Annotated in this window: 11 protein-coding genes and 1 pseudogene; 1 reads left to right on the top strand and 11 read right to left on the bottom strand. The window is 64.9% G+C overall.

The features are described from left to right. Nucleotides 1–17: 17 nt before the first annotated feature. Nucleotides 18–755: a hypothetical protein gene (locus tag M2432_RS00435; protein ID WP_280824770.1), complete on the top strand. Its 738-nt coding sequence runs from the start codon at nt 18–20 to the stop codon at nt 753–755. Here the strand turns inward: M2432_RS00435 and M2432_RS00430 are convergent. The 11 genes and pseudogenes from M2432_RS00430 to M2432_RS00380 all read right to left on the bottom strand — a co-directional run bounded on the left by M2432_RS00430 (nt 690) and on the right by M2432_RS00380 (nt 13,060). Continuing rightward, complete coding sequence (locus M2432_RS00430; protein ID WP_280824769.1) at nt 690–1,319, bottom strand: ComF family protein; 630 nt, start codon at nt 1,317–1,319, stop codon at nt 690–692. The two genes, M2432_RS00435 and M2432_RS00430, sit on opposite strands and share 66 nt — an antisense overlap. A gap of 61 nt (nt 1,320–1,380) precedes the next feature. Continuing rightward, the gene (gene lpqB, locus M2432_RS00425) at nt 1,381–3,150 is read right to left on the bottom strand and encodes an MtrAB system accessory lipoprotein LpqB (protein WP_280824768.1); all 1,770 of its coding nucleotides are present in this window, start codon (nt 3,148–3,150) and stop codon (nt 1,381–1,383) included. Then, on the bottom strand, nt 3,147–4,835 hold the full coding sequence (mtrB, locus tag M2432_RS00420; protein ID WP_280824767.1) for an MtrAB system histidine kinase MtrB: 1,689 nt from the start codon (nt 4,833–4,835) through the stop codon (nt 3,147–3,149). Before mtrB ends, lpqB begins: the two co-directional genes overlap by 4 nt. Before the next feature lie 64 nt (nt 4,836–4,899). Continuing rightward, nucleotides 4,900–5,586: a two-component system response regulator MtrA gene (mtrA, locus tag M2432_RS00415; protein WP_280824766.1), complete on the bottom strand. Its 687-nt coding sequence runs from the start codon at nt 5,584–5,586 to the stop codon at nt 4,900–4,902. Nucleotides 5,587–5,673: 87 nt separating this feature from the next. Beyond that, the gene (locus M2432_RS00410; protein ID WP_280824765.1) at nt 5,674–6,303 is read right to left on the bottom strand and encodes a dTMP kinase; all 630 of its coding nucleotides are present in this window, start codon (nt 6,301–6,303) and stop codon (nt 5,674–5,676) included. 57 nt (nt 6,304–6,360) lie between these two features. Next, on the bottom strand, nt 6,361–8,226 hold the full coding sequence (locus M2432_RS00405; protein WP_280824764.1) for a CocE/NonD family hydrolase: 1,866 nt from the start codon (nt 8,224–8,226) through the stop codon (nt 6,361–6,363). 788 nt (nt 8,227–9,014) lie between these two features. Beyond that, nucleotides 9,015–10,475, bottom strand: a complete 1,461-nt coding sequence (gene ahcY, locus M2432_RS00400; protein WP_280824763.1) for an adenosylhomocysteinase — start codon at nt 10,473–10,475, stop codon at nt 9,015–9,017. Nucleotides 10,476–10,598: 123 nt separating this feature from the next. Beyond that, nucleotides 10,599–11,231, bottom strand: coding sequence for a TetR/AcrR family transcriptional regulator (locus tag M2432_RS00395; RefSeq protein ID WP_280824762.1), 633 nt, complete (start codon nt 11,229–11,231; stop codon nt 10,599–10,601). 127 nt (nt 11,232–11,358) lie between these two features. Continuing rightward, nucleotides 11,359–11,544 carry a rubredoxin gene (locus M2432_RS00390; RefSeq protein WP_280824761.1) on the bottom strand — a complete coding sequence of 62 codons (186 nt, stop codon included), beginning with the start codon at nt 11,542–11,544 and terminating at the stop codon, nt 11,359–11,361. A 71-nt stretch (nt 11,545–11,615) separates the two neighbouring features. Beyond that, nucleotides 11,616–11,777 (bottom strand): annotated as a pseudogene (locus tag M2432_RS00385) (rubredoxin); the annotation flags it as partial. A 2-nt stretch (nt 11,778–11,779) separates the two neighbouring features. After that, nucleotides 11,780–13,060 carry an alkane 1-monooxygenase gene (locus M2432_RS00380; protein ID WP_280824760.1) on the bottom strand — a complete coding sequence of 427 codons (1,281 nt, stop codon included), beginning with the start codon at nt 13,058–13,060 and terminating at the stop codon, nt 11,780–11,782. Nucleotides 13,061–13,153 lie beyond the last annotated feature (93 nt).

Here is a 13,153-nt window from a genome sequence, read left to right as displayed (position 1 = left end):
CCGCTACCCTGACCACTATGTCCGCCGACACGGACCTCGAACACGCCGCTGCGTATCCCTTCGACGTCCCGAGCCATTCCTATTTGTTCAGCCCTCAGCACGGGACACCGGGTCCGTTCGACTACGGAATGATCCGCGGCAAAGCGCTGACACCCGTCGCGGCAGTTGGCTCGAACGCTTCGCCGGCGCAACTGCGTCGAAAATTTCCGGCAGGCGGTTCGGTGACTGATGACATTCCAGTCCTGCTCACCGAATTCCAAGACTTCGACACCGTCTTTGCGGCGCGCGTCTCCAGGTACGGATCGATCCCGGCGACACCGTGTCCCTCACCAGGGACCTCGATCCGCCTGCACGTCACGTTCCTGAACGCGCGTCAATTGGAGCGGATGAACGCCACCGAATCGCTTGGGGTGGGCTATGACCTTGTCGAGATGCCGGATGGCTGCGTTCCTGAGTTGGCAGGTCGGCAGGTTCTCACCTACGTCGCGCGATCCGGCGCGCTACTGGTGGACGGCCAGCCATCCGCGTTGGAACGCACCCCAAGCACCAACCGGGTCTTTGCAGAAATCAGCGAGCGAGAGGCCATCGAGATCGTCGCCGGGATTGTTGGACTCAGCGCTGCCGAACTCGTCACCTCCGTCAAAGGGGACCGGGATTTGCATGCCAGGCTCAACAACGAATTAGCGACATCAGGCGTGGGCGATGGCCAGCACCGCCGTCACATGGGCGCCGGAGGTGTGCAGGACCCGCACTGATTCGGCTGCGGTCGCGCCGGTGGTGACGATGTCGTCGAACACCACGACCTCTCCCGTCACCGGCGCGCGCTGCCGCACCCGCCCATTGATGTTGCGCTGCCGCTGAGCGCTGGACAAGCCGACTGAGTCGCGGGTGAACGCCCGCATGGTCAGGGCCTGACGCACCGCAGTACCGGCAATACTCGCCGTCGCCGCGGACGCGATCCTGGTCACCGGGTCACCGCCTCGGCGCCGCGCCGCGAGCGACCGTGTCGGCGCCGGAACCACAGTCAGCGGCGGCACGATCAGGCCCCAGCGGATCAGGGTGTTCAATGCGGCGGACACCGCGGCAGCTAGTGGAATGACCAGGTCAGCGCGGCCATGTTCCTTCAGTGCGACGATCGCCTGCCGCCGCGCACCCGCGTACCGGCCCAGCGAGAACACCGGAACCCCCGGGTCCTGCCGAGGGATGATCACGTGCGGCTCATCGGGGCGGAGGGCCAGCTCGGCCACGCACACCGGGCACCATCTGGTCGATGGTGCGCCACAGCCGCCACATTCAATTGGCAGTACCAGGTCCAACATCACGTCAGCATGACGAAGGGGTGTGACATTCCCCGAGCGGCGCCGCCGAGGCGGAGAGAGATCAGCCGGGAAGGACAGGTATCGAGCCGGGGAGCATCAGCGGGCGCACGTCCACCCACGTCAGATCGTTGTTCGGGGCCGACGCCGAAAGTTGCACCACGCCACGCTGATCGGAGACGTAGACCGTCGACGGGTTGGCGGCCACCGCAGAAACCGGGCCGTTCAGATTCTGTGCCGGCCCGTCGGAATTGACCCCGTCGAGATTCACGTAGGACACCGGATGCTGCGGATCGGTACGCGACACCACGATGTCGTCACCAGTCCTCCAGGACAGCGACACCGCGGTGTTGCCCAAGCCGAAGCCCAGCCGGCGCGGGTAGGTCAGGGCGAACTGCCCGCCTGGAGTCTGCTCGATGCTGGCCAGGATCACCTGCCCGTTGATGACCATGGCCGCCCGCGTGGAGTCCCGGGACAGCTGCAGCTCGGCGATCGGCCCGGGAAAACGGGTGGCCACCGCGGTGGAATCGACCGGGATACGTGCCGGCTGCCCAGAGGCCGCCTCCTGGATGACGCGCACCACGTTGTTGCCGTCGACCACCGTCCAGATCGCGTCGTCCAACGACCAACTCGGCCGGGTCAGGGTATGGCTGTCGAGGGATTGCGCGGCGTCACCGCCTCGGGGTCCAACCCACAGCGAGGACGCTGCGTCCGGGGCGCCGGGGCGCAGCGTGACGACCGATGCGACTTCCTGTCCGGATCGCGAGAGCGCCGCCGCTGTCTGGCCGGGCATCTGGCCGAATGCCCCCTGCACCCGGGGTGCGTTGCCGCCTTCCAACGACACCAGCGAGCCGCCCACCAACGCGTGTAGGCCCGCCGCCGCTCCCGGGTCTGCACCCGGATCAGTGGCTGCCACGTCCGAGGTGTTCCAGCCCTGGGCGAACCGGTCGTCCAGGGCGGCACCATCGGCGTTGATCACATACGGTCCGTTGACACCGGAGCGTGACAGGGTCCAAATGATCTGCGCGGCAAGCAATTGCCGGCTGTGTGGGTCAGTGGTCGACAGACTCTCCAAGTCGACGCGGGCACCGCCGTAGCCGCGTCCCACGCCGGTCTTGCCGCCGTCTGCGCGGGTCACCGGGCCGCGCAGGCGCAGCGGTGAGCCCATCAGATTGCGCACCGTATTCGCCATCTCCGGCCGCGGTCCCGACAACAGCTTGGTCACCAGTTCGGTCGCCAGTTGGTCGGCGTCGGACACCGCCACGTATCGCGGATCGGGCACCACCGTTTTGCCGGTGGGGTCGACGAAGTACAGCGTGTGCCGTTTGTAGGTGGACTGGAACTGCTGCCAGTCCAGGAACACCCCGTTGGGCAACTTGTCGATGCGCCAGCCGCCCGGCGTTTTGACCAGCTCGATGGGACCGGGATCGGGTAACTCGCCCTCACCGGTCTCGAACACTCCGTTGTCCGACAGCGAGCCCAGGATGTCGGCATGCATGGTCACCGAAACCCGGTCAGCGCCACGGGTTTCCACGAACACCACGCGGTCGATGAGCAACGCGCTGCCGGCGTCGTCCCAGGAATGCGAAGCTGATCCGGTGAGGAACTGCCGCGCCGCCAGGTGCCGGGATGCGGGATCGGCTGTGGCCTTGAGGAATTCGCGCAGCAGGACGTCCGGGTCCATGCCAGGGGTCGGGGTCGGCAGGCTCCGCGGCACGGGTCGGTCGACGGTACCCACCGCCTGCGGAGCCGACGAGGTCGGGACACCGGCACAACCCGCCAGGACCGCGGCGAGCAGTAAGCACGCAGCGAGGACTGCTCCCGCGCGGCTCACGCCGTGTCCCCTGCCGGCTCCGGCGCCCGCGGGTTGGGCCCCGACTTCGGTTCTGACACCCGCGGGTTGGGCCCCGATGTCGGTTCAGAGGCAACGGGTTTGAGCGGCAGCGGACTGGTCGTAACCTTGTGGCCGCGGACCAGCGGCAAGGTGAGCCGGAAGCACGCGCCATTGCCCGGTTCGCCCCACGCCTCCAGCCGGCCCTGGTGCAGGCGGGCGTCCTCGATACTGATGGCCAGGCCCAAACCGGTTCCGCCAGAACGACGTACGCGTGACGGGTCGGAGCGCCAGAACCGGCTGAACACCAGCTTCTCCTCCCCCGGTCGCAGGCCCACCCCGAAATCGCGGACGGTGACGGCCACGGTGTCGACATCGGCGGCCATCCGGATCACCACCGGCTTGCGCTCGGCGTGGTCGATCGCATTGGCGATCAGGTTGCGCAGGATACGTTCGACACGGCGCGGGTCGACCTCGGCGATCACTTCATCGTCCGGAAGGTCAACGTCCAGTTCGACGTTCGCATCGGCGGCCAGGTGCCCCACATTGTCCAATGCGCTCTGTACGGTCTCGCGCAGGTCGACCGACTCTACCGACAACTCGGCCACACCCGCGTCGTGGCGGGAAATCTCCAACAGATCGGCCAGCAGGGTCTCGAACCGGTCCAGCTCGTTGACCATCAGCTCAGTCGACCGCCGCAGTGCGGGGTCCAACTCGTCGCTGTGGTCGTAAATCAAATCGGCGGCCATTCGCACCGTGGTCAAGGGCGTTCGCAGTTCATGACTGACGTCAGAAGTGAAGCGGCGCTGCAGGTTTCCGAACTCTTCGAGCTGGGTGATCTGCCGGTGCAGGCTTTCGGCCATGTCATTGAACGACACCGCCAGCCGGGCCATGTCGTCCTCACCACGCACCGGCATGCGTTCGGTGAGATGTCCCTCGGCGAACCGCTCGGCAATCCTCGACGCCGAACGTACCGGCAGCACGATCTGCCGGGCCACCAGCAATGCGATGGCCGCCAGCAAGCCCAGCAGCACGATGCCGCCGGTGGCCATGGTGCCGCGCACCAACGCGATGGTGCTTTCCTCGTTGTTCAGCGGAAAGATCAGGTACAGCTCAAGATTGGTGACCGGAGACGACGTCGGGCTGCCGACGATCAGTGCCGGACCTGAGTAGCCCTCGGTGTGCACAGTTGCGTACTGGTAGCTGACCTGGCCGGCTTTGATGAAGTCGCGCAACGTATTGGGCACCTCACTGACCGGTCCGGCCGAGGTGGCCGCCCGCGGCCCATCGCCGGGCACCACCAGCACGGCGTCGAACGCCCCGGCCAGCCCAGAACCGGACTCGGCCTTGCGGTCGACCAGCGTGTTGCGGGCCAGCTGCAGGCTGCTGTCCAGCGACCTGGTTTCCTCACCACCGACGATGCCGCTCACCGTGGTGCGCGCGCGCTCGATCTCCTCGGTGCCGGCCCGGACCTTGGCTTCCAAGATTCGGTCGGTGATCTGGCTGGTGAGCACGAAGCCCAGGACCAGGATGACTGCCAAGGACAGTCCGAGCGTCATCGAGACAACCCGCAACTGCAACGAACGCCGCCAGGCAAACCCGACCACCCGGCCGATGGTGCCAAGCCCACGCATCAGAGAGCCGGAACCGAAACGGCTACGACCGCGCCGTCTGGAACTGAAGATCACCGGCACCGCCTACTGGGCCGGACCCGCGTGCGATGCCGGATCACGACCACGACGAGCCGATCGATCACGGAGGTCCGGCCTTGTATCCCACTCCTCGAACGGTCAGCACCACCTGCGGGTTCTCCGGGTCCTTCTCGACTTTGGCCCGCAACCGCTGCACATGCACGTTCACCAACCGGGTGTCTGCCGGATGCCGGTAGCCCCACACCTGTTCGAGGAGCACATCACGAGTAAACACCTGACGGGGTTTACGGGCCAGTGCGACGAGCAGGTCGAATTCCAGCGGCGTCAGTGAAATCTGCTCGCCGGCGCGGGTCACCTTGTGTGCCGGAACATCAATGTCGACGTCAGCGATGGACAGCATCTCGGCGGGCTCATCGTCGTTCCGACGCAACCGAGCCCGCACCCGGGCCACCAGCTCCTTCGGCTTGAAGGGCTTCATCACGTAGTCGTCAGCGCCTGATTCCAAGCCCAGCACCACGTCGACGGTGTCGGTCTTGGCGGTCAGCATCACAATCGGCACACCCGAGTCGGCACGCAGCACGCGACACACGTCGATGCCATTCATTCCGGGCAACATGAGGTCCAGCAGCACCAGGTCCGGACGCAGCTCACGAACCGCGGTCAGCGCCTGGCTGCCGTCGCCGATCACCGCGGTGTCGAAGCCTTCACCGCGCAGCACAATGGTGAGCATCTCGGCCAGCGAGGGGTCGTCGTCGACGACCAGAATGCGTTGCCTCATAGCGTCCATCGTGTCACCAGATCGCGATAAAGCTGTGATCTCCGATGGGTGTTTTGCCACTTGCTTAACAACTTGCAGGTGAGCGTCCTGCCAGATTCAGGACAGCAGTCGGGCGGCCAACTCCGCTGCATCGGCATCAGGGGCCACCACAGCCCAGGGGCCGGCCCAGTTTTCCGCCGCCAGAGCCGCATACACTTCGCCGGTGCGGCGCTGCAGGCCGCCGTCACGCTCGTAGGCGTCGCGGGTTCGGGCGGCATCGTCCGCCTCGCGACGGGCCGCCCGCTCGGCGGCCAGTTCGGTGGGCACATTCAGGTACAGCTGCCAGTCCGGCACCGGCAGCGCGAACCGCCTGAATTCCAGTTCACACACCCAGGCGACCACGTCGCCGTCGGCGCCCTGGTGCAGACGTGCGGCGCTGTACGCAGCGTTGGACGCGACGTAGCGGTCGAGGATCACCACGTCGTGGGTCTCAGCCAGTTCGGTGATCTCGGCGCGCGCGCCGGCCCGGTCGAGCGCGAACAGCGTTGCCATGGCGTACACCGATTCGGCCAGGTCACCGTGCCCACCGTGCAGCGCCTCGGCGGCCAGGTCAGCCTCGAAGGAGCGGCCGTAGCGCGGAAAGGCCAGCGTCGCAACTGACTTGCCCTGCTGCGCCAGGTGTGTGCACAACCCCCGGGTCAGCGTGTTCTTGCCCGCCCCGTCGACACCCTCGATTGCGATCAGCACTCAGCGAGCGTAATCGGTGCATCGAGGCTCTCGGCGGTCCGACCGACCAGCGAGCATTCAGCCACCGATCACCGGCAACGTCACCGACGACGGGTGCGCCGGGTCATGCAGGATGGTCTGCGTCGCCGGCACGGTCGCGGGGTCCCTGCCGAACGGCGCACCGGTATTAGGGTTCGGCGCGAACTGCGGGTAATCACTACTCGAAATCTCCAGCCGCACCCGGTCGCCCCCATCGAGCCGATAACTTGTGGGCCACACGGCAATTCGATACTGATACGGCTGGCCCGGCACGATCGGGGTGGGCGCGGCCAGCGAGTCCCGGAACGACGCCCGCGCAATCCCGTTGTTCAGGTTGATCGCTCGCCCATCGGGCTTGACCACCACCAGCTTGGCGGTGAAATCGGTATCCACGGCTGATGATTCGGCCCACAGCGTGACGGTGGCCGGCCCGGTGATCTCGGTGTCGTGTGCCACCGGATCCCCGGTGTAGACCAGCACATCTGAACGTTGTTGCACCGGTGTCTGGTCGTACGGCCCCTGTGGTCCAGTCAGAGCGTCACAGCAGGAATGCCCGCCCAGGCTCGGCGCCGGGTCCAGCGGGTTGTAGGTGAACACGTCCGGCGGCTGGGGGCCGGGCAGCACCGGCAGCAGCGCGCCGGCTCGGTCTGCTATGCCGCCGGCACCCGAGAGGTAGTAGTTGATCCACTGTGTCTGTGGCAGCGGCCAATTTGTCGACGACTTCCAGGTGTTGGCGCCCATCACGAAATAGTCGACCCGTGGCTTGCCGGCCACCCCGTTGTCGATGCCTTTGAGAAAGTGGTCATACCAGGCCAGCATCAGCTCATTGATGGGGCTATTTCCCACTGGGCCAATGTCTCTCAACAAGGGTGCGGGTTTGGAATCGGGGCGCCCCCAAGCCAGGTGGTCCCATGGTCCGATCACCAGACGCTGGTTATCCCTGGCCGTTTCGCTGCCGCCTTGGGCCACCATGCCGGCGAAGTTCTCCAGCCCACCAGACAAGAAAGCGTCATACCAACCCTCGAAGTGCAGTACCGGGATTCGCACCGACGGGTATCGGTCTCTGATCGATACCCGCTGCCAGAAGTCGTCGCGGGCAGAGTGCCGCACCCAATCGAAATACCATGGCGCGACCGTGGGATTGGCGGGCTGCAAGGGCGGAAGGTCTTTTTGCGGACGGAAGTTCAGCCAACGGGTCGGATCGTCTGATGCCGCCTGCAACTGCGCCGCTGCTGCCTGATCGCCTCGGTTGCGGGCGGCGGTCAGCGCGATCGAACTGATCGCCCACGGCTGCACGAACCCCAACCGGAATTCGCCACCCTCGTAGGTCCAGCCGTCGTAGTAGTCCGAGCCGGTGTTGGCCGGCACGATGGTCACCAGATGCGGCGGCGCCGCCACCGCGGCAAGCCATTGTGTCGCACCGACATACGACGACCCGTACATGCCGACCTTGCCATTGGCTCCGGGCAACCGGGCTGCCCACTCGACGGTGTCGTAGCCATCGGCCATATCGTTGGTGAACTCGCTGAACACCCCACCTGAGCTGCCTTGGCCCCGAACATCCTGCACCACAACGAGATAACAGTGGGAGGCGAACCAGTCCGGCGGTTGATAACGAGACGGGTCGGTCTGCGCACCGGATTTTCCGTACTGCGTACGCATCAGGATCACCGGCACCGGGTCGTTGGTCTGCGGGCGGTACACGTCTGCGCGCAACACTGTCCCGTCGCGCATGGTGGCGGGCACGTCGCTGTCACTGTGCACCGTGCACGGACCGCGGCCGGCCGCGGCTGGGAACGGCCGGAACGCGGACGGGAACGGCCCGGACCCGGCGGGCCGGTCCGAGCAGCCCGCGGCAAGGGTCAGGACCACCGCCAACGCGGTCCAGCGGATCAGTGAGCGCATGGCAGTCACGCTAGCCGTCGCCGAAACTGCATTCGCGCAGAAGTCGTGCGAGTGGCGGCCTGCCACTCGGCGCTTCTGGTGGAACACCTGTCGATTCCGACTACCTCGATCGGCAAGATGTGTATTCGAATTGCACGGCCTGGCGGGCCGCAGCATTCCGAATCGCCACCTGCGCGCTTCCACGCACCGACGATCACGCGTCGTCTGAGCCTCACGATTGATATTACGCAAACTGCACAGCTGCTAATGCTGTTGTTGCACATGGATATTCAATGAATACACTGCACGCGGGAGAGACCGCTCCAGCCAGCACGTACCCCGCCTTACACGCGCGCCCATCGCCACGACCGCCAAGAACGCACCAGCGCGCATAGTCCACCCATAGCTAGCCCCAAGGATATATCGTGAGCCTATGCAACTTTGCTGATTTCCTCGAGCGACCCCTGGAGCTGCGAGTTATCGAATGGTCGAAGTTGCCCAATCGCGGAAAACTTACCGAAGCTAAAAAAGATTGCTGGAATGGCGATTTCTCAGCTTCCTCTTGGGTTAGGGTCCGGCAAGTTATTTACACATCGGTAAAGGAGATGGCACGCACCCAGCCACCGGTTCATCCAAAGCAGGCGCCCACTCCCACAGCTCGGGATCGGGCGCCAACAGCTCGGGCAAGCACAGCGGCAAGTAGTAGCCGACTGACCCCCGGGGGTGCGGTACCGTTCTCCCGCTGGCAATACCGGGAGGACGGGAAAGTCCCCGAAACTCGTTGAGTTTCGGGGACTTTCGCGTTTGGCTCAGTAGCGGTAGTGCTCCGGCTTGTACGGGCCGTCGACGTCCACACCGATGTACTCGGCCTGGTCCTTGGTGAGCTTGGTCAGCGTGCCGCCGAGAGCCTCGACGTGGATGCGCGCAACCTTCTCGTCGAGGTGCTTGGCCAGGCGGTAGACCTCGTTGTCGTACTCGTCGTTCTTGGTCCACAGCTCGATCTGGGCGATCACCTGGTTGGAGAACGAGTTCGACATCACGAACGACGGGTGGCCGGTGGCGTTGCCCAGGTTCAGCAGTCGACCCTCCGACAGCACGATAATCGACTTGCCGCTGTCACCGAAGGTCCACAAGTCAACCTGCGGCTTGATGTTCAGCTTGGTGGCGCCCGACTTCTCCAGCGCCGCCATGTCGATCTCGTTGTCGAAGTGGCCGATGTTGCCCAGGATGGCCTGGTTCTTCATGGCCTTCATGTGGTCGAGCAGGATGATGTCGAAGTTGCCGGTTGCGGTGATGACGATGTCGGCGTCGGCGATGCCCTGCTCGACGGTCACGACGTCGAAGCCGTCCATCAGCGCCTGGAGAGCGTTGATCGGGTCGATCTCGGTGACCGAGACGCGGGCGCCCTGGCCGGCCATCGACTCGGCACAACCCTTGCCGACGTCGCCGTAGCCACAGATCAGCACCTTCTTGCCACCGATCAGCACGTCGGTGCCGCGGTTGATGCCGTCGATCAGCGAGTGGCGGGTCCCGTACTTGTTGTCGAACTTGCTCTTGGTGACCGAGTCGTTGACGTTGATGGCCGGGAAGGTCAGCTCACCCGCGGCGGCGAACTGGTACAGCCGCAGCACGCCAGTGGTGGTCTCTTCGGTGACACCCTTGACCGACTCGGCGATCTTGGTCCACTTGGTCTTGTCGTTCTCGAAGCCCTTGCGAACCAGCTCCAAGAAAACCTTCCACTCAGCGGAGTCGTTATCCTCGGCCGGAGGCACGACGCCCGCCTTCTCCCACTGCGCACCGCGCAGCACCAGCATGGTGGCATCGCCACCGTCATCCAGGATCATGTTGCAGGGCTCGCCGTCCCAGGTAAGCATCTGCTCGGCGCACCACCAGTACTCCTCCAGCGTCTCGCCCTTCCAGGCGAAGACCGGGGTGCCCTGCGGAGCCTCGGGCGTGCCGTTGCGCCCGACGACGACCGCCGCGGCGGCGTGGTCCTGTGTGGAGAAAATGTTGCAGGACGCCCACCGAACTTCGGCGCCCAAGGCGGTCAGCGTCTCGATCAGAACTGCGGTCTGCACGGTCATGTGCAGAGAGCCGGAAATCCGTGCGCCCTTGAGCGGCTGGACCTCGGCGTACTCGCGACGCAGTGCCATCAGGCCGGGCATCTCGTGCTCCGCCAGGCGGATCTCTTTGCGGCCGAATTCGGCCTCAGACAGGTCGGCAACTTTGTAATCGATGCCGTTACGAACGTCTGCCTTCAATTCAGTCATGTGGATAGAGCCCCATTCAAATCGTGTTTGTGAGCGAGTGCACGCATGTGCAACTCAGACACCCGTAGCCTGCGGGCTCGCGGGACAGGCGCTCAGTGAACTTCTCGAGTGGCGCTCTGACAGCTACGGCGTATCACTACTACCGTAGCGCTCGGCGAAAGGGGTCATCAGCCGGGCTAGGTCTGCGGCCACATCATGATCAGCCTCGGGCGGCATCGACACGTAGCTGATGGCCAGCCGGACGATAGCCCGGGCCAATACGCCGGAGTCTTCGACGCTGGCGGTCATCCAGCTGTTCTGGAACGTGTCGGTGAGGCGCTCCGAACAGCGGCTCAAAATGGGGCCGCTGCCAGTGGTGATGATCTGGAGAAGGTCTGGCTTGGCTTCCCCGTTGAGCAGGGAAATCACCAGCGGGTCGGCCGCAGAATCGGCGAAGAATGCGCGAAAGCCTTCCAGGAACGCCTCGTAGACATTGCCGACGTTGTTGACGATGGCGCTGGAGACGGCGCCCACCAGGCGGTCGGCCAGTCGCAGCGCATATCCCTCGAGTAGACCCTGCCGCGAACCGAACTCGTTGTAGATGGTCTGGCGGCTGATCCCGGCCGCACGCGCCACATCGGTCAGGGTGATGGCCGACCAGTCGCGGACCAGCAGCATGTCGCGCATGCCGTCGAGAATCGACTCGCGAAGCAGAACTCGCGACGCCTCGGCAAAGGGCACGCGGGGTGCCGCAGGCCGAGGCGTCGGGGTACTCACGGGTGCGACTTTATCGGGTCCGGTCGCTTCTCTCGCCCAGGCCACGTTTCCCGTGGCTCCGCTCACCCAGGACACGTTTCCCGTCGCTTCGATCGCCCAAGCCGCTGGTCCAGGCCACCAGAAGCCATCACGGCCGAGCGACCTCCACCATCTCGAAGTCTGATTTGGCCGCGCCGCAGTCCGGGCAACTCCAGTCGCCGGGGATGTCATCCCAACGGGTGCCGGGGGCAATACCGTCCTCCGGCCACCCTTTCTCCTCGTCGTACTCGAATCCACACTGCACGCACACGTAGAGCTTGTACGCCTCGCTCATTTGGACACTCCTCTGATATTTCCCGTCGCTTCGCTCGCCCCGACGTCCATATTTCCCGTCGCTTCGCTCGCCCCGAGGTCCTCGAAATCGACCTTTTCACGGACCGCGCAATCCGGGCAGCACCAGTCGTCGGGCACGTCAGCCCAACCGGTACCGGCCGGAAACCCTTCGCGCGGAGCACCTTTGGCCTCGTCGTAGACGTACCCGCAACCCGGGCACTGGTAAGCACTCATGCTCAGGCCACCTGCTCTTCGCGCGAGCGCTCATCGCCAGCCGCCGGCCCGTACTTGGCCATCACCGTGGCGCGCACCCGCGGATGCACGTTCACCTTGGTGATGTCACCGCCGTAGTGCGCCAGCACCCGGTGGTCCATCATCGAGCGCCACAGGGGCGGGAAGTAGGTAAGACCGATCAGCGTGGCGTACCCGCTCGGCAGGTTCGGCGCGCCGTCAATGCTGCGCAAGGTCTGGTACCGCCGGGTCGGGTTGGCGTGATGGTCGCTGTGCCGCTGCAAGTGGTAGAGGAACAGGTTCGTGACGATGTGGTCCGAGTTCCAGCTGTGCACCGGGGCGCAGCGCTCGTAGCGGCCGCTGGCCGTCTTCTGCCGCAGCAGACCGTAGTGCTCCAGGTAGTTCACCGACTCCAACAGCGAGAAACCGTAGACCGCCTGTATCACCACGAACGGGATAAGCGCCGGGCCGAACACCGCCACCAAGACGCCGAAGAACACCAGAGACATGAGCCACGCGTTGAGCACGTCGTTCTTGAGGTACGTGCGCGGATCCCACGGGCTGCGGCCGAGCCGCCGAATGCGTTGTGCCTCAAGCTCGGTCGAGGACTTGAGGGCGCCCCACACGGTGCGTGGCAGGAACTCCCAAAACGTCTCGCCGAAGCGGGACGACGCCGGGTCCTCCGGGGTGGCGACGCGGACGTGGTGACCGCGGTTGTGCTCGATGTAGAAGTGACCGTAGAAGGTCTGCGCCAGGGTGATCTTGGCCAGCCAGCGCTCCAGGTTCTCGCGCTTGTGCCCCATCTCATGGGCGGTGTTGATGCCGACGCCGCCCAGCACGCCGACCGACAGGGCGACGCCGAGCTTGGCCCACCAGCTCAACCCGCCGTCAAAACCGAGCCAGCTCAGGTCTTTTGCCGTGAACAGGTACGCGCCCATGATGATGCTGGCGTACTGGAACGGGATGTAGATGTAGGTGCAGTAGCGGTAGTACTTGTCGTTCTCCAACCGTTCCATGGCCTCGTCCGGCGGGTTCTCACCATCAGGCCCGAATTTGAGGTCCAGAGCCGGTAACAGGACGTAGAGCAGGATCGGGCCGATCCACAGCGGCACCTGAGCCGCGGCGTGCCAGCCGAACTGATTGAAGCCCCAGACCAGCGGCAGCATGACGAACAAGGCGGTCGGAGCGATCAGCCCCATCAACCACAGGTAGCGCTTGCGATCACGCCATTGCTCGACGCCCACCTCCGAAACATCCGACGACGTAACAGGAACATCCGATGACATAACAGGTCACCTCCAGTGCTGGCCAATAGTGCGGTTGACTATATTGCCAGTTTTGTCTTTCGTCTAGACATTATGCCATATTTTGTAAACCAA

It is taken from the genome of Mycobacterium sp. OTB74, from assembly GCF_029892685.1.
Classification (GTDB): Bacteria; Actinomycetota; Actinomycetes; order Mycobacteriales; family Mycobacteriaceae; genus Mycobacterium.
Note: the sequence above shows the minus strand (reverse complement) of the source record. Positions and strands in the feature narration are given on the sequence as shown.